The organism is Kitasatospora sp. NPDC085879 (assembly GCF_040686255.1).
Classification (GTDB): Bacteria; Actinomycetota; Actinomycetes; order Streptomycetales; family Streptomycetaceae; genus Kitasatospora.
Genome location: NZ_JBFBJZ010000106.1, coordinates 1 through 16,320, shown reverse-complemented (window position 1 = coordinate 16,320; position 16,320 = coordinate 1). Strand labels below are relative to the sequence as shown.

15 protein-coding genes and 4 pseudogenes are annotated in these 16,320 nt (G+C 71.5%); 13 read left to right on the top strand and 6 right to left on the bottom strand.

What is annotated here, in order from left to right:
* Positions 1–143 precede the first annotated feature (143 nt).
* The 7 genes and pseudogenes from AB0P35_RS38800 (at position 144) to AB0P35_RS38770 (ending at position 5,630) form a co-directional block, all read left to right on the top strand.
* Positions 144–809 carry an amino acid ABC transporter permease gene (locus AB0P35_RS38800; RefSeq protein ID WP_095877609.1) on the top strand — a complete coding sequence of 222 codons (666 nt, stop codon included), beginning with the start codon at positions 144–146 and terminating at the stop codon, positions 807–809.
* On the top strand, positions 806–1,744 hold the full coding sequence (locus tag AB0P35_RS38795; RefSeq protein ID WP_095877608.1) for an amino acid ABC transporter permease: 939 nt from the start codon (positions 806–808) through the stop codon (positions 1,742–1,744). Before AB0P35_RS38800 ends, AB0P35_RS38795 begins: the two co-directional genes overlap by 4 nt.
* Before the next feature lie 165 nt (positions 1,745–1,909).
* Entirely contained in the window at positions 1,910–2,569 is a 660-nt protein-coding gene (locus AB0P35_RS38790; protein WP_095877607.1) for a hypothetical protein, read from the top strand.
* Between the two features lie 218 nt (positions 2,570–2,787).
* Complete coding sequence (locus tag AB0P35_RS38785) at positions 2,788–3,054, top strand: hypothetical protein (protein WP_144298843.1); 267 nt, start codon at positions 2,788–2,790, stop codon at positions 3,052–3,054.
* 735 nt (positions 3,055–3,789) lie between these two features.
* Positions 3,790–4,539, top strand: a complete 750-nt coding sequence (locus AB0P35_RS38780; RefSeq protein WP_257019567.1) for a YhjD/YihY/BrkB family envelope integrity protein — start codon at positions 3,790–3,792, stop codon at positions 4,537–4,539.
* 309 nt (positions 4,540–4,848) lie between these two features.
* A pseudogene (locus AB0P35_RS38775) lies at positions 4,849–5,073 on the top strand (MFS transporter); the annotation flags it as partial.
* Positions 5,074–5,225: 152 nt separating this feature from the next.
* Positions 5,226–5,630 carry a hypothetical protein gene (locus tag AB0P35_RS38770; protein ID WP_257019674.1) on the top strand — a complete coding sequence of 135 codons (405 nt, stop codon included), beginning with the start codon at positions 5,226–5,228 and terminating at the stop codon, positions 5,628–5,630.
* Between the two features lie 9 nt (positions 5,631–5,639).
* Here the strand turns inward: AB0P35_RS38770 and AB0P35_RS38765 are convergent.
* Positions 5,640–6,221 (bottom strand): annotated as a pseudogene (locus AB0P35_RS38765) (transposase family protein); the annotation flags it as partial.
* A gap of 344 nt (positions 6,222–6,565) precedes the next feature.
* Between AB0P35_RS38765 and AB0P35_RS38760 the strand changes: the two are divergent.
* Both AB0P35_RS38760 and AB0P35_RS38755 read left to right on the top strand, forming a co-directional pair.
* Complete coding sequence (locus tag AB0P35_RS38760; RefSeq protein ID WP_095877604.1) at positions 6,566–7,249, top strand: hypothetical protein; 684 nt, start codon at positions 6,566–6,568, stop codon at positions 7,247–7,249.
* Between the two features lie 247 nt (positions 7,250–7,496).
* Entirely contained in the window at positions 7,497–7,955 is a 459-nt protein-coding gene (locus AB0P35_RS38755) for a hypothetical protein (RefSeq protein WP_257019566.1), read from the top strand.
* A gap of 135 nt (positions 7,956–8,090) precedes the next feature.
* Here the strand turns inward: AB0P35_RS38755 and AB0P35_RS38750 are convergent, their stop codons facing one another.
* Positions 8,091–9,371 (bottom strand): hypothetical protein, encoded by a 1,281-nt coding sequence (locus AB0P35_RS38750; RefSeq protein ID WP_095878117.1) that lies wholly within the window; start codon positions 9,369–9,371, stop codon positions 8,091–8,093.
* A gap of 316 nt (positions 9,372–9,687) precedes the next feature.
* On the opposite strand from AB0P35_RS38750, the pseudogene AB0P35_RS38745 reads away from it, so the two are divergent.
* Both AB0P35_RS38745 and AB0P35_RS38740 read left to right on the top strand, forming a co-directional pair.
* Positions 9,688–10,855 (top strand): annotated as a pseudogene (locus tag AB0P35_RS38745) (IS200/IS605 family accessory protein TnpB-related protein); the annotation flags it as partial.
* 436 nt (positions 10,856–11,291) lie between these two features.
* A complete protein-coding gene (locus tag AB0P35_RS38740; protein WP_095877602.1) occupies positions 11,292–11,507 on the top strand; it encodes a hypothetical protein in 216 nt (71 codons plus the stop codon).
* 265 nt (positions 11,508–11,772) lie between these two features.
* Here AB0P35_RS38740 and AB0P35_RS38735 read toward each other — a convergent pair whose 3' ends face one another.
* On the bottom strand, positions 11,773–12,696 hold the full coding sequence (locus tag AB0P35_RS38735; protein WP_144298841.1) for a DNA ligase: 924 nt from the start codon (positions 12,694–12,696) through the stop codon (positions 11,773–11,775).
* Positions 12,697–12,776: 80 nt separating this feature from the next.
* Positions 12,777–13,058, bottom strand: coding sequence for a hypothetical protein (locus tag AB0P35_RS38730; RefSeq protein WP_363520621.1), 282 nt, complete (start codon positions 13,056–13,058; stop codon positions 12,777–12,779).
* Positions 13,059–13,235: 177 nt separating this feature from the next.
* Between AB0P35_RS38730 and AB0P35_RS38725 the strand changes: the two are divergent.
* A pseudogene (locus AB0P35_RS38725) lies at positions 13,236–13,972 on the top strand (SOS response-associated peptidase).
* 132 nt (positions 13,973–14,104) lie between these two features.
* Here the strand turns inward: AB0P35_RS38725 and AB0P35_RS38720 are convergent.
* Together AB0P35_RS38720 and AB0P35_RS38715 are read right to left on the bottom strand one after the other, a co-directional pair.
* Positions 14,105–14,632 carry a hypothetical protein gene (locus AB0P35_RS38720; RefSeq protein ID WP_144298840.1) on the bottom strand — a complete coding sequence of 176 codons (528 nt, stop codon included), beginning with the start codon at positions 14,630–14,632 and terminating at the stop codon, positions 14,105–14,107.
* A 226-nt stretch (positions 14,633–14,858) separates the two neighbouring features.
* Positions 14,859–15,797, bottom strand: a complete 939-nt coding sequence (locus AB0P35_RS38715) for a DNA-3-methyladenine glycosylase (protein ID WP_095877599.1) — start codon at positions 15,795–15,797, stop codon at positions 14,859–14,861.
* 271 nt (positions 15,798–16,068) lie between these two features.
* Between AB0P35_RS38715 and AB0P35_RS38710 the strand changes: the two genes are divergently transcribed.
* Positions 16,069–16,320 (top strand): PHP domain-containing protein (locus AB0P35_RS38710; protein ID WP_363520628.1); only part of this gene is annotated, 252 nt, incomplete at its 3' end.

Here is a 16,320-nt window from a genome sequence, read left to right as displayed (position 1 = left end):
TCAATCAACCACCCCGGCCCGCCGGGTAACCAGACGGCGCCCCCCCCTACCTGGGGGGAATTCGCCACTTGCGGCGCGCCCCCCCCGGCGCCCCGCCCCGGGGCGGCGCGCCTCGCCCGTCACTCGCGGAAGGCGGGAAGACCGTGTTCGACTTTCTTGAGGGCTACAACGTGCTCGGCGCCTTCTGGGTGACGGTGCAGCTCACCTTCTACTCCGCCGTCGGCGCGCTGATCTGGGGCACCGTCCTGGCGGCCATGCGCGTCAGCCCCGTGCCCCTGATGCGCGGCTTCGGGACGGCTTACGTCAACGTGGTCCGGAACATCCCCCTCACCGTGATCATCGTCTTCACCTCGCTGGGCCTGTTCCAGACGCTCGGCATCACGCTCGGCGCCGAGGACTTCACCACCATCGACTTCCGGCTCGCCGTGCTCGGACTGATCGCCTACACCTCGGCGTTCGTCTGCGAGGCGCTGCGGTCCGGCATCAACACGGTGCCCGTGGGCCAGACGGAGGCGGCGCGCGCCATCGGCCTGAGCTTCCCCCAGGTGCTGAGGTTCGTCGTCCTTCCGCAGGCGTTCCGTTCCGTGGTGGGCCCGCTGGCGAACGTGCTGATCGCCCTGACCAAGAACACCACCGTGGCCGCCACGATCGGTGTCGCCGAGGCCGCCCTGCTGATGCGGGAAATGATCGAGAACGAGGCCCAGCTCCTCCTCATCTCCGCGGTCTTCGCGTTCGGCTTCATCTGCCTCACGCTGCCGACCGGGCTCCTCCTCGGAAGGGTGGCCAAGAAGGTCTCGGTGAAGCGATGACCCCGCCGTCCGTCCTCTACGACACTCCGGGACCGCGCGCCAAGCGGCGCAACCTGCTGTTCACGGTGGCGTTCCTGATCGCCGTCGCCGGTGTGGCCTGGTGGGTGGTCCAGAGCCTCATCGACAAGAACCAGCTCGAATGGGTCAAGTGGCGGCCCTTCCTCACGGACTCCCGCGCCTGGGAGACCTACCTCCTGCCGGGGCTGAAGAACACCCTCATCGCCGCCTCACTCGCCATGGTCGTCGCGCTGCCGTTCGGGGCGCTGTTCGGCATCGCCCGCCTCTCCGACCACCCGTGGCTGCGGGGCACGGCCGGCACCGTCGTGGAGTTCTTCCGCGCCATCCCGGTGCTGATCCTGATGCTGTTCGCCAATGCCGCGTACTCCGAGTTCACCGACGTCAGCCCCGACAGCCGGCCGCTGTACGCCGTGGTCACCGGCCTGGTCCTCTACAACGGCGCCGTGCTCGCGGAGATCGTCCGGGCCGGCATCCTCTCCCTCCCGCAGGGCCAGACCGACGCGGCCGAGGCGATCGGCATGCGCAAGAACCAGGTGATGCGCTACGTGCTGCTGCCGCAGTCGGTCACCGCGATGCTGCCGGCGATCGTCAGCCAGATGGTCGTCCTCGTGAAGGACACCGCGCTGGGTGGCGCACTGCTCGGCTTCTCCGAACTGCTGGCGTCCGTCCGCCCGATGAGCGCGAACTACGGGGCCAACACCATCGCCTGCTTCACCGTCGTCGCGGCCATCTTCGTCGTGCTGAACTTCGCCCTTACCTCCTTCGCGACCTGGCTGGAGCGCCGGCTGCGGCGCGGCAAGAGGTCCACCGGCGCGGTGGTCGGCGCCTCCGCCGTCGAGGAGCTGTCCACACCGGGCGAGCACGTGGGCCACGACGACCTCGGCGGAAAGGGCAGCACCTCCGGCAAAGGCGGCTAAAGAGGTCGCGCAGATAGGTGATCGTCAGCGGCGTCGTTCGGGGCGGTTGGCTCAGCCGCCAGCGCGGTCCTCGCCGCCGGCCTCAGCGCCCTCTTCTGGCTGCTCGCGGCCCGCTGGTTCACCACCGCCACGGTCGGCCTCAGCTACGCCCTGCTGTCGGCGGCGATGCTGCTGGCGACCCTCGGCTCCCTCAACCTCGGCGATGTCTTGGTGCGCTTCCTGCCCACCGCAGGCCCCCGCGGCCGGCAGCTGGTGGTCCGCTGCTACACCGTCTCCACCGCGACCGGCGCGGCGGTCGCGACCGGCTTCGTACTCCTCGCCCCGCAACTGGCCCCCGGCCTGACCGAGCTACGCCAGCCCTCGGCGATCCTGTTCATCGCCGCCACCTCCGCCTACACCGTCTTCGTCCTCCAGGACGGCGCACTGACCGGACTGCGCCGACCGGGCTGGGTCCTGGGCGAGAACCTGATCTTCGCCATCGCCAAGGCCTTCGCCCTCGCCCTGTCCGCCGCCCTGACCCTCAGCGCCGGCATCCTGCTGTCCTGGGCCGCCAGCCTCGTAGGGGCGCGGGCGAACAGGACCGTGTTGGCGACCGTGCCCACCGCCCGCCCCACCCCGACCACCGCCGACACCAGCACCACCGACGCCACCACCAACAGCGGCACCGGCACCAGTGCCGCCACTGCCCGGCCCGGACGGATGGCCCGCTACGCCGCCGCGGTCTACATCGGCCAGCTCGGCCAGACCGCCGTCTCCAAATCCCTGCCACTGCTCGTCCTCGGCCGCCTCGGCCCGGAGCAGACCGCCTACTACTCACTGGCCTAGCTGGTCACGGACACCCTCTACCAGGCCGCCTACGCCATGGGCCAGTCCCTCACCGTCGAGGGCGCCGCCGAACCCCACCGCCTCGCCGAACACGCCCGCCACATGCTCCGCCACACCGCACTGCTGATCACCCCGCCCCCGCCCCCGCCATCGCCGTCGCAGCCGCCCCCTGGATCCTCGACCTCCTCGGCACCGACTACGCCCAGCACGGCACCACCGTGCTACGCCTGATGGCGCTCTCGGCGGTGCCGAACGTGCTGTTCGGCGTCGCCGTCCACGTCGCCCGCGTCCGCCAAGCCCTCGTCTTCCTCACAGGCCTGCAGCTCACCTTCGCCGCCCTGCTCCTGGCCCTCAGCCTGCTGCTGATGCCCCGCTACGGCCTCACCGGCGTCGGCATCGCGTGGCTGGCCACCGCCTGCGCCCTCGCACTCGCCCTGACCGCCACCGCCCCCCGCTGGCTGTCCGCCGCGCCACGCCAGCCCTGAGCCGTCGTTTTCGCCGGTCGGCCGTCACCCCGTTCGGCCCGTCAGCCGGGCTGCACCTCAGTGACTTTTCGACCGTGTCGGGCGCGGGCGGGTGCAGGCGCCATACGGGGCAGTGGGCGGTGTGGGACGTGAGCTCGAGGACGGCGCCGCTGCCCAGCACATGCCGGGCAGGCAAAGCCTCGGAGCGACACGTGCCCGGGGGAGCCGAAGGCGCCGGGACCGGGGCCGGCGGGCCGGTTCGTGACGACCCGCAGACGGCGGCGAAGCGCGCGGACGGCCCGCCGGCATGCGCGCGGCAGTCGCGCGCGGCGGGCAGGAAGGAGACGGGAGACGTCCGGCATGGGCCATGCAGGGCGAGCCGGGGCGGTGGCTACAGCGCGCTGACCACCGCGCAGCCCCGGCCCACCGGACCGGGGATCCCTTCCCCCCCTTGATGGCGGGCGGATCCCAGCCGCGGCCGCCCGGCTAGGCGAACACCCTCATACACTCCGTGAACGCCGTCGGGCCCTCCTGGCGCGATCGCGGTCGAGCCGCCCCGGCCTTCGGCGGCGCGTGAAGACCTGCCGACACGCGGAGAATGGTGGTCGCGGAGGAGTTCGTCGGAGGTGGGCCATGCACGGTGTCGGCGGGATCTCGTGGCCAGCGGCCGGACGGACGAAGGGCGCAGGGTGGGCCGAATGGTGGCGACGGAGCCGGCTCGGCGGGCTCTGGCGCCAGGGCGCCGGGCTGGAACTGATGCAACGGTCGATGGGGTTCGCCGCGCTCGGGCTGGTCACCCTGGTACCGCTGCTGATCGTGGTCGCCGCCGTCGACCCGTTCCGCCAGCGCGGCTTCGCCCACTGGGTCGTCGACGGCATGGGCCTGCCCGGCCGCACCGCGGTACCGGTGGAGCACCTGTTCGCGGCCGACCAGCACATCCGCAGCACCGCGAGCGTCCTGTCGCTCCTTTCCCTGGCACTGTTCGGCCTGTCCTTCGTCGCGGCGGTGCAGACCGTCTACGAGCGCATCTGGCGGCTTCCGTCGCCGTCGTGGCGGCACCTGTGGCGGCAGGTGCTGTGGCTGGGCGCGCTCACTGTGTTCCTGGTCGTCGAGGTGGAGACCGGCGCGGTGCTGCGGCCTGGCTGGTGGGACACCGCGGAGCGGCTGCTCCTGCTGGCGGCGATGAGCGTGGCGTTCTTCTGGTGGGGGCAGCACTTCCTGCTCGGCGGCCGGATCGGGTGGCGGGTCCTGCTGCCCGGTGCGCTCGCCACCACCGCCGGACTCGGCGGCCTGCGCGTGTTCTCGGCCCTGGTGTTCGACCCGATGGTGGTCTCCAATGCCGAGTCGTACGGCACGGTGGGCGTCCTGCTGGTGGTGGAGTCCTGGCTGATCGGCGTCGGATTCGTGTTCTACGGCGGCGCCCTGCTCGGCCGCTACTGGCTGGAGCGCCAGCAGCCCTCGTCCCCTGCAATCGACGTCACTCAACCCCCACGGCTTGACGAATGAACCTCGACCGCACCTGCCCCGGGCCGGCGGCAGACCGCTTGCCGTTCTGCTCACCCACCGATGTGGAAGGGACCGTGCATGACGAGAACGTGAGCGACTGTGACGCGTTCTTGCGGTGGGTCAGGACGACGTTGTACGAGGCACAAGCGGCCCTGTACGACGGTGACGCGGCCCTGTACCGGGCGTTGTGATCACGAAGAAGCCCGGTGAGCGTGCTCGGGACGGAGCACAGCGCCGACGGCCGGCGCGAGGTCGACGATCACCTGACCGCACTCGCACGCCGCTTCTCCGACTGCACCTCGTAAGGGCGTGGGATCGGCACTGCTGATCCCGCCGGTCTACATCCTGACGACGCTGCTGTTCACCGACACGGCGTCCCGGGCGCGGGCGTTCGGCGCGATCATGGCGATGGGCGGGGTGGGGGCGGCCGCCGGACCGCTGATCGGCGGGCTGATCACCAGCGCGATCAGCTGGCGGGCCGCGTTCGTGTTCCAGGCACTGGTGATCGTGGTGATCGTGGTGCTCAGCCGCGGGATCACCGATCCGCTGCCGCCCGACCCCGTCCGGCCCTTCGACACGGTCGGCGCGGTGCTGTCGGCGGCGGGGCTTGTGCTGCTGGTGACCGGCATCCTCGCGGTCGACAACAACGGCTGCTGGCCCTGGGGCTGCTGCTGGGCGGGGCGCTGGTGCTCGCCGGCTTCTTCGCCTGGGTGCGCAGCCGGGAGCGCGCCGGCCGGGAGGCGCTGCTGTCGACGGCGCTGTTCCGCAACCGCACCTCCAACCTCGGCCTGGTCACCCAGAACACCCAGTGGCTGATGCTGATGGGCGTCTCGTTCACCGTCGCCGCCTACCTGCAGGTCGTCCGGGGCTACGACGCGATCCAGACCGGCGTCATCTTCACCGCCGTGACGCTCGGCATCCTCGCCTCCTCGCTGGCCGCGGAGAAGCTGGCCCGGCGCCGTCCGCAGCGCACCCTCATCATGGCGGGCTTCGTGGTGACGATCGCGGGCATCGCCGTGCTGCTGGCGCTGGTCGCCCGGTGCCTGGTCGTTCGCGCCCGGCCTGCTGCTGATCGGCCGGCCTGGGCGTGATGCTGACCCGTGCTCTCGCAGCCGCCGCTCGAGCGCGTCGGCGCCGCGGCCAGGCAGCACGTCGCTGCGCTCGCCGTTCTCAGCGTCGATCAGGACGGTGGCATACCGGTGGCGGCGCTTGAGGGCGAAGTCGTCGACGCCGAGGACGAGCGGCACCCGCGGAACTGGTAGCGGCAGTCGGATCAGCAGTCGCGGGGCGGTCGAGCGGGAGACCGTCGCGGCCAGGACGCGGGAGAGGCGGGCACCCGCCCGGCCCGCTAACTCCTTCACCACCTGCCCGAGTTGATCGGCAAGTCGGCGCGTACGCCGCTGGTAGCGGTCGATCAGGCCGGGGACCTGCTCACGGAATGTCTGGCGCGGGCAACCCAGAACCGTGCAGGTCAGCCGTCGGACTCGCACCGACACCACGACCCGTCGGCCGTCCACCGGCACATCCGCGACCACTCGACGGTGGAAGCCATGCACGTGCGGCGTCGGCTGCCCGCACACTGGGCACGGCACCGGCTCATCCCGGGTCCGGGCCCACACCCGGATGACCTCGCCCTCGTCCACCAGGTCCTCGACCACCAGCGCCGACAATCCCGAAAACACCATGCTCACAAGCTCGTTGGCATCTCGCACATCTCACCAACGACGACCGTCACCCTTCGTTACCACCGATTACGGGACAGAGCCAGTCGCTGGACAGACCCTACCGGCACGGCTGCGCAGCCTGCAGCTGCTCGTCGAGGTGGTCGAGCTGGCTCTGGGCGGCGTGGACTCGTCTCGGTGGCGCGCCGCTCGTTGAGGCCAGCGATGCCGGTGAGGACGGCGGCGGAGTGCTCGCGGAAGAACACCGAGAACTCCATCGCGCGGAGCGCAGCAGTGTCGGCGCCGCCGGCGTGGCCGAGGCAACTGGTTTGCATCCTCGCCGGGCCCCGGTGCACGATCGGCTGATGTTCGAGTTGCTGCCCGGAGTCGGGGTCGTCCTGCCCGGTGACACGGGCACCCTCCGCTTCGGGTCGGACGCGCGGACGGCGGCCGAGGTCCTGGCGGGGCTCGGCCCCGTCCGGCCGCTGCTGGGAGCTCCCTGGATCCACACCGCCCGCTGGGGCGACGTCGAAGTGGCCGCCCACGCCGACCAGGCGGGCCGGGCCGCGGCCATGCCCGGCGAACTGCTGGTGCGTTCCGTCGTGCTGAGCCGCGGCGGCGCGGCGTCGGGCGTCCCGGGGGGCACGCCCGTCATCCTCGGAGACGTCGACCTGTTCGGCTACCCGGCCGCCGAGGTGGTGGAGGCCCTCGGCGACCACCGGCCTCCAGAGCTGGAGATCCGGGCCGGTGACGGGCGAGGCTACCTGACGAGCGTCGCCCTGCACGCCGCTTCGCCGACCGCGCCGGCCGGTCGCCGTGCCCGCGCTGCGGCCGAGGCGGCCGAGGTCGAGCGCGCCCTGGTCGAACTTGAGCCGCTGTGGACCACGGAACGCGACCGGTGGCAGTTGCTGGAGGCCGGCGGCGGCCACCTGCCCTGCCACCGGGGCGATCCGCAGACCGTGCTGCTGATCTGCAACGAGGCCGTGGCCCGACGGGTCACCGCCGCGATGCTCGCGGCTGGCGTGGAGGTCGTCCCGGAGCAGCTCTGAGGCGGTCCGACGCCCTCGGGACCGGCACGGCTGCCTGGACGCCCGGGGGCTGTGGGTCCGAGACCTGACAAGGTGTTACGGCCTGCCAGGCTGGCCCCAGTCTCAGAACGCTTGCTACGACACGCCCGGAGTGCTCTCACTTCTCACCATCATCTGAGCCCGTAATAGACATCGTTTCTTTTGGTGCTTCCTGGTGTCCGAGGTGTGCCGGGATATTTCTGAGGTGCTGTTGACATGGATCGCTGAGGTGGCGGACGAACCGCTGGTGCTGGAGCCGGCTGATCGGCGGGTGGAGTGGGAGACCAACACCTGGTGGTTGGGGGCGGAGGACGAGGACAGGCGTGTCTTGTCCGTGTCGGAGGTGGTCGCCGCCTTTGGGCGAACCGCCGAAAGCATCCGGCTCCGCATCGGAGACATGGGCTTCGCCGGGACGGCGACGTTCTACGTGTGGCACGACGAGCAGGCGGGACAGCTCCAGTGCTCAACCGGATCGGTGGCCACGGACGAGCTGCCCTTTGGCGGCTCCTACGTGACCACCGACGATCTCGGTGCTGTCATCGAGGGCTTCCTGTGTGACCAGGAGCGGGGCTTGGTTGCCTGGTCGGACCTTGAGGCCGAGGACGGCCAGTCCGAGCAGACCGTTCCCGAGCCGGAGGCCGCACCTTTTGCCGTGTGGGTCCGCAGCGTCGGATTGGTCTCACACTGACCGCTGCCGCCCGCCGATGCGGCCCAGGCTGCCCGTCGCTTCGGCGCGCCCGGGGCGCTGTCCGTGCCGTGTACGCCGCTTTGGCGGTCTGTTCGCGCCGCTACCGTCCGACGGCGCCGACAGAGTGGCAGGGTGTCAGGGGGCCCAGGGGCTGCGGTCGCCGATCACGCCGATCCGGAACCCGAGCCAGGGATAGACGTGGCTGAAGAAGGGATTGTCCTGTGGTTCCAGACCGACGGCGGACGGCCACATCTGGTAGGCCGGAGCGTTGGAGACTCCTCCGTGCTGCCGGCGCCAGACCCGGGCGGAGTCGCCACCGGCGGGCGCGGGGGTGATGCTGTCGGTCCACTCGACCGCGTTGCCGCCCTGGTCGAGGGTGCCCCACGGTGAGGTGGTCCGGGCCTGGCCGACGGTGCTGAGGCTGCCCTGGTAGAACGCGCGGTAGGCGAGGGGATCCAGTCCGAAGGGGTTGACGGTCGAGCAGACGGCCGGCTGCACCTGGCCGGGGCACCAGCTCGGGGCGGGCTGGTTGGTGGCGTGGTAGGAGGCGAGCGGCTCGGTGGCGGCGTTCGTGACGTCGCCCGTGGCGGGGTCGAGGACGGTGGGTGACGGTGCGCTCGCGTCGCCGTCGCCGAAGACGCCGGGGTTGGTCGGGTACTTCCAGTAGGAGTAGGTGCCGTCGCCGTTGGGGTCGTAGTAGGCGGCCTTGATCCATTCGTCCTGGCTGGGCACCACGAAGCCGGAGTCGTGGGCGCGGGTGGCGTCGGGCCGGGCGAGGTCGTACATCCCGCGTTCGGTCTGCGTCGATAGTTCCACCTGGTAGGTGACGTACTCGAAGCCGCCGCTGGTGTCGGTCCGCCTGGAGACCAGACGTCCGTTGTAGAGGGAGTTGACGAAGCGGGCCGCCCTGAGGAAGTTGGCGAAGCCGTACGGCTTGTCCGCCCACTCGGGGTAAGCCACGGAGTAGTGGTGGCCGTCGGCGGCGGTGGGCGAGAAGTCGATCGGGCCGTACTTGGGCCAGGCCGCCGCGCTCTCGCTCCGGTCGTACAGGTCGTGCGGATCGCGCCCGCGGCGGTCGATCGTGTTGAGGAAGGCCACCCACTGGCCCACGGTGACCTCGAGCTGTCCGATCTCGTAGGGGGCGCCGACGCTGCCGACCGTCAGGCAGTCCGTCGAGTCCGGCGGCGCGTCGGCGCAGGACTGGTAGATCGCGTCGGTGAACGGCACCACGGCGACCGACGGGTTCCCGGGTGCCCCGACTCTCGCGGTCCTCAGGGTGACCACCGCGCCCCGGCCGCCCCCGGGTGTGCCGGCTTCCGCCCGGGCGGCGATCGCGGACGGCGAGAGCAGCACTGACACCGCGCAGGCTGCCAGGGCAGCCCTGATGAGCGGGATGCGGCTGGAGACAAGGTGCATGGTCATTCCCTTTCGGCCACGGCGGACCACCCCAGCCAGGGACCGGCGCTCGGGGATGGTGCGTCATCACGCTAGGGCACCTGCGACTCTCCGCAGTCGAAGCGTCACGGAGTGGAAGGCGGAAATCATCTCCCTCACCCGGTCGGCGTCCCGGCCGCTCCATCGTTCAGGACGGGCCGTGCCCTGACCCGGCGGGCCGCACCCGGGCGATCAGGAGGGCGACGTCGTCGTGGTCGCCCGGAGTGGCGGAGCTCGCGCAGGAGCCGCTCACAGGTCTCCTCGATGGTGCGGTCGGGCCGGGCGAGCAGGAGGCGGAGCCGGTCATGACCAGTGGGCGTTGTCGCGCCGCGCTCAGCACGCCCACCTGCAATGGCTCGACGCCGGTATCCGCACCATCGCGCACCGGCTGTCGTTGCCGCTCGGCGAGAAGGGCAGCAAGCGCCCCCGGCGGCTACCGCTCCAAGCAGGATTGGTTCGTCAAGTCCCGGCGGCTGTCCGTGCTGGAGGACCGGCACGCGGCCGTGATGGCGGAGCGTGAGGCCGGACATGTCGTTGTGGTGCGCGGCGGGAGGAGGCTCCTCAACACCCGGCACAACCTCACCGCCGCGCAGCTCACCGAGCCGCAGTGGCGCCAGCGGTGGGAAGCCGCCCGCTGGTTCCTGTCCGCTGACGGGGAGTCCGGGAAACGCTTCGGCAACGAGACGATCCGTATCACGTGCGAAGGGGAGATCAGCGTCAAGCTGCCCACCCCGCTCGCCGGGCACGCCAACGCCAGGAACGGCCGGTACGTCCTCACCGCGAAGGTTTCGTTCCCGCACCGGGGCGACGAATGGCGCGACCGCATCGAAGCGAACCGCGCCGTGGCCTACCGTATCCACCTCGACACGGAACGCGGACGCTGGTACCTCGACGCTTCCTGGCAGCGCAAAGACCTTCTCATCGTGCCGCTGGAGACATTGCGGGCGGGTGAGGTGATCGGCGTGGACATGAACGCCGACCACCTCGCCGCGTGGCGGCTGGACAGCCACGGCAACCCCACCGGCCGGCCGTGCCGCTTCGACTACGACCTCAGCGGCACCGCGACCCACCGGGACGCACAGCTCCGCCACGCCCTCACCCGCCTCCTGCACCGGGCTACGGCGACCGGCGTCCGCGCGATAGCCGTCGAGGACCTCGACTTCACCGACTCCAAGACCCGCGAGAAGCACGGCCGCAAGCGCCGCTTCTGGCAGCTGATCTCCGGTATCCCCACCGGCAAACTCAAGGCCCGGCTCCTGTCGATGGCCACCGAAGCCGGAATCAGCGTCATCGCCGTGGACCCCGCCTACACCAGCCTGTGGGGCGGCCAGCACTGGCAGAAGCCCCTCACCACAACCAGACGCCCCGTCACCCGCCATCAGGCTGCCGGCGTGGCGATCGGACGACGCGCCCTCGGACACCCCGTCCGGCGACGGACGGCACCGCCCCGCCAGCACCAGAGCGATGCCGGCGGGGGGATGAACGGCGAGGTGTGCGGCGTGCCGGTCCCCGGCGCGATCGAGGCCCTGCGCCTGCTCGCCGCGCACCGCGCCGTGTTCGTCTACACCGCCCGCCATCGCCGCTATCACCGCGCGGTCGCCGAGTGGGTCAACCGGCACAGCGGACTGACGACCCGGGTCAACGACGACCCCGACCGGGCCTACTGGACCGAGCGAGGCGACGTCCTGGTCACCAACCTCAAGCTCGGCGCCGCCTGCTACGTCTGCGACAAGGCTGTCCACTTCGCCGGCGACTGGACCGCCACCCTCGCCGTCGTCACCCGGGCCATCGGCCTGGACAACCCCGCCGGCGCCCGCCCCTGAGAGCGCGACCGCACCAACACCGCCACCCACCGGCTGGCTCGTGCCGACCGGCACCCACCACACCGACCAAGGAGAACCCATGCGCGCCAATGAGAGAGAACCCGACATCACCGTCGAGAACGTGATCTGGGCGGCCGCCATCGTCTGCCTGATCGCCATGTGGGCGATCTCCGCGACGACACACCTGGAGCCCCACCCGATGCCGGCCGGCAGGCCCACGGCCGGATCGACGGCGACCGACCACCCCGGCGGCTCGACGGACGGCCGACCCGCCCCCACCGACTACCCGCACTGACGCCCGCGCCCACCACCCGGACCCGGCGCGAGCCGGCCGGGGGCTGCCAAGGCATCACGGGTGCGGGGCTGGAACGCCGACCTGAGGACGTCCGACCAGGGCCGTGAGCACAACTGCCCGCCCCGACACGCGCACCACACCTCCGGCCCAGGGCCCGGCACCGATCCCCACACGATCCCCACGGTGCCGGGCCCTTCGTCGTTTCCGGCACCACTCGCCCTCCGCGCACCCGCGGCGGCGAACGGCGCGCGGCCGCTACGCCCGGCTACTCCTCCGGCCGGAGCCGTACGAACCGCACACCACCGTGCCGACCGGTTCCGATGCGGACCTCCGCGACCGGCAGCGGCTCCGCGATCCAGTGGACCCGGGCCCGCCCGGCGGTCGCGGGGCGCAGCCGACCAGCCACCGCGCCGGCGACCTGGTGGGCCTGCGCGGTGGTGAGCCGCGGCGAGGTGACCTCCTGCCGACCGTCCGGGAGCTGCACGAGGACAGCTTCCGGACGGGCCAGCGAACCGGTGACACCCGCGACGAGGCAATCGATCGTCTCCGCGTGCCGGACCTTGATCCAGCGGCCGGGGGCGTTCCCGCCCGAGGTGGTGTACACCGTGTCGAGGCCTTTCGCGCACACCCCCTCGATGCCGAGCGGCTCCAGGTCGCGGTACCACTGCTGCGCCTCGGCCAGCGAGCGGGTCTCCATGGACTGCTGGATCTGGGGGCGGGCGCCGATCATGATCAGCGAGAGCAGGTCCCATCTCTCCCGGAGCGGGGCCGATCTGACGTCGCGCCCGGGTACGGCGAGGACGTCGAACGCGACGATCACGAGCTGGGTACCAGCCTCGGCGCGGGCGCCCGCGGTCCGGGCCAGGGCGTGGAAGCCGAGCCGGCCCGGGCCGCCGCCGGGCCGCGGCGTCCACGCGCACAGCTCGGCGTCGAGGACGAGGCCGACCGGCAGGTCGGCGATCGCCGGCAGCACCGACGGATACCGGCTGTTGAGGACGGTGCCGCGGCGGGACAGGAGCAGCGGCGCGTGGTCCTCCTGCACGCAGGCGAGCACCCGGTAGCCGTCCCACTTGGGCGTGTACTGGACCCCGCCGGGCAGGCCGTCCTCCGGGGGCAGGGTGCGGGCGAGGACCGGCTGCATCACCGGGATGGGCGGGCGCAGCACCACGGTCTGTCGTGTACGGGGCACGCGGTCCAGCGTCCCGCCGTGCGCTGTGTGCGCCGCGGTGGCCGGGCCGGATGATCACCGGCCCGGCCCAAGCCGGCCTGCTATTCGGGCAGTGCGGTGGGGGTGAGGGCGGCGCGGTGGCCGACGCGGTCCGGCGGCGCCAGCGCCGCCCAGTAGCCGTCGGCGGCCAGCGCGGCCGCGGCCTGCCGCTCGCCCTCCCGCAGCCGGGCGGACTCGGCGCGCTGCTCGTCGGTCACCTCGACGTCCCACCCGCTCGGCAGCGTGCGCAGGTATTCGAAGTGGGCGGTGCGGGCCGCGCGCAGGGCGGCTTCCTTCGCCAGCAGCTCGGACGGAAATTCGATCGGCTGTTCGTTCTTCGGCACAGCCGCCATCGTACGAAGCCGCCCTCGGTCTGCTGCAGCAGCCCCGCCGATGCGGACCGGGATCGACCCGGCCGGCCGACACACCACGGTCGTACCCGGCCCCCCGCGCGCCCCCTGCCATGCTGCGGGCCGTGCCGGTGCGCCGGGTTGTCGGCGCGCGGTGGCACAGTGGGGAGGATGTGCGGCCGGTACGTCTCCACGAGCAGCCCCCAGGACCTCGTCAGCCTGTTCAACGTGGCCCGCTGGGACCCCGCCGAGACGCTGCAGCCCGACTACAACGTCGCCCCGACGAAGCCGGTCTGGACGGTTCTCGAGCGCCTCGACAAGGACACCGGCGAGATCCAGCGCCAACTCCGCGCGCTCCGTTGGGGCCTGGTGCCGTCCTGGGCGAAGGACCCCTCGGTCGGCGCCCGCATGATCAACGCCCGGGTCGAGACCGTCCACGAGAAGCCCGCCTACCGCCGCGCCTTCGCCTCCCCCGCTGCCTGCTCCCGGCCGACGGCTTCTACGAGTGGACCCCGCTGCCGGCCGCCGAGGGCGCCAAGCCCCGCAAACAGCCCTACTTCATCGCTCCCGCCGACGGCACCCTGATGGCGATGGCCGGCCTCTACGAGTTCTGGCACGACAAGACCCGCCCCGACGGCGACCCCGCCGCCTGGCTCGCCACCGTCACCGTCATCACCACCGAAGCCACGGACGCCGCCGGCCACATCCACGACCGCATGCCCCTCACCATCGGCCCCGCCGACGCCGACGCCTGGCTCGACCCCGCCCGCACCGACGCCGACAAACTCCGCGCCCTGCTCCGCACCCCCGCAGGCGGCGAACTCACCGCCACCCCGGTCTCCACCGCCGTGAACAACGTCCGCAACAACGGTCCCCAGCTCCTGGAGCCCGTTCCCGACCCCACCTGACCACCCGACAGGTGATCACCGCGGTCGGCTGCTCCCTCCGTGGCTGTGCTGCCCACCCGACTGTGGTGTGCCAGTATCTGGGGTCAACTGGGAGGCGGCCGATTTCATGGCGCCCCCAGAGTGCACATTGCGTCAGTCATCGCCGCCCAGGGCGCGCCGAGAGGCGGAGGCGAAATCTTCTTGGATATATGTTCTCTTGTCGCGAATTTCTTGTGGGGCGCCCACTTTTCCAGTGGTCTCCCAGTTGCGGCGCATGGCGCGTACCTCGACGGCGACAGCTGCCCATAGCTCGGCCGCTTTGGAATCGAGGCTTTCAGGGCCTGCAATTGCAACAAGGCGGGAGCAGAAGAGGGCATTGTTGTAGCGTTTAGTGACGGAACTATCCCACTCCTTATATTCCTCATCGGTGAGTCGTAGGCCTCGCACCTTCCGTAGTTCATTCATGGTTGAATCGATGGATCCGAGGAAGTCCAGATAAGCCTGTCGCCGCACTTCGCGCAGCTCCACTGCTCGTCTTTCGTCATGCTCTTTGTCGGCCAGCTTCTCCTGAAGGCTGATCTGCTGTCGGGAACTTCGCAAGGCAAGCATGGAGGCGATTGCAGACGCTGCCAGCGTGGAGATGGCCGTGATGGCGGCGACGATGATGACGGTCTCACTCATGTAGTGAGTGGAGCATCATGGCTGCGATCCTGCGGGTCGACCCAAGCGGAGTGTGTTTCCGTTCACCCGAGCGGCGCACGTGAAGTGCCAGCTATCTGGCGGCCAGTCACACGATTGCCGGAAAGAATCCTGGAAGTGATCGGAAGTAGCTGCGTCGCTGACTCGGGGGTGGACGCGGCGAGTTAGGGAAGAACAGTCGCCGCGAGGCTCCGGCGGTTCGACGTTATTATCGCCGCCAGTGGTCGTTGGGCGTCATCCGAGGCCCGAACCGCGGTGCGCGGACGCCGAGGGCCCGGATGAGGCGGCAGACGCGGTGGCGGTGGCCGGCGTAGGGGGCGAGGAGTTCGAGCATCTCCTCGTCAGTGCCGCGTGGTTTCCCGGCGAGGGCGAAGACGACGGTGTTCGGCAGGTGGAGGTCGCCGACCGAGACCGCGTCGGGGTCGCCGTTGCAGCGCTGCAGCGTCTCGGCTGCGGTCCACGGCCCGATCCCGGGCACGTGCATCAGCCGGTTCGCCCCCTCGGTGCCAGCCATCGCGGACGCTTCCTCCAAGCGGGGCGCGAGCCGCACCGCGCGCAGCACCGTCTCGGTGCGCTTCGAATCCACCCCGGCGCGGTGCCAGGACCACGAGGGCACGAGCGCCCACTCCCGTGCCGACGGCGGCACAGTCAGGCCGAGCTCCGCGCCGGGCCCCGGCGCCGGAGTTCCGTGACGGTGCAGCAGGTACCGCCAGGCCCTGTGTGCCTCGGTCACCGTGACCTTCTGCTCGAGGACGGACGGCACGAGCGAGTCCATGACCAGGCCGGTCGCGCCGAGCCGCAGGCCGGGGTTGCGGCGCTGGACGTCCCGGAGCTTCCCGAGCGGCAGCACCAGGTCGTCCGGCCGGTCGTTCGCGCCGAGCATCGCCGGCAGCTGTTCCAGCAGCCAGTTGGCGCCCGGACCCCAGGCGGTCGCGGCGACCGTGCCGTCGGCCGGCCGGGCCACGATGCGCAGCGTCCCGAGCCCCGTCGGGGTGCGCGAGGCCCGCCACACGGTGCCCGCCTCCAGGCGGATCGTCGGATCCCCCGCGCCGCGGCGCAGCGGTGCGATCACGGCGGCTAGGTCGAGCGGGTATGGCGGGCGCCAGGTGCGCGATCGTGCTGCGCCGTCCACTGCTCTCACCGCCATGCCGTGCCGTTCGAAGCCGCCGGGTTCGGCGGCATCGGGGCACCCTACGCGACCAGCCTGACGGCGGCCGCCGTCCCGGTCCACCCCCCGCCGCACCGGTGCGTGGAGGGCGTGGGTGCGCGGTCGGACGCCCAGAGGGGCCCGGCAGGGTGGCGACACGCGAAAGGTATTCGCACAAGTATTCGAACAGGGTCTACGCTGGAGGGACGGAAGGGTTCCGGATCGGCGAGGGGGTCGTGGGAGCAAGGAGGCGACGTACGTGTTCACGCACATGCACGTGGCCTCGGGCTACTCGGCCCGGTACGGCGCGAGCCTGCCGGACGCCCTCGCCGCACGGGCCGCCGAGCAGAAACTCGGTGCGCTCGCGCTGACGGACCGCGACACGGTGGCCGGCGCGGTGCGTTTCGCGAAGGCCTGCGCCGTCTCTGGCGTCCGGCCGCTGTTCGGCGCCGACCTCGCGGTTCCGTTCCTCGACACGGCCGCGGCCGGTCGAACGGGCCGGCCCGGCGCCGGTTCCCCGGCG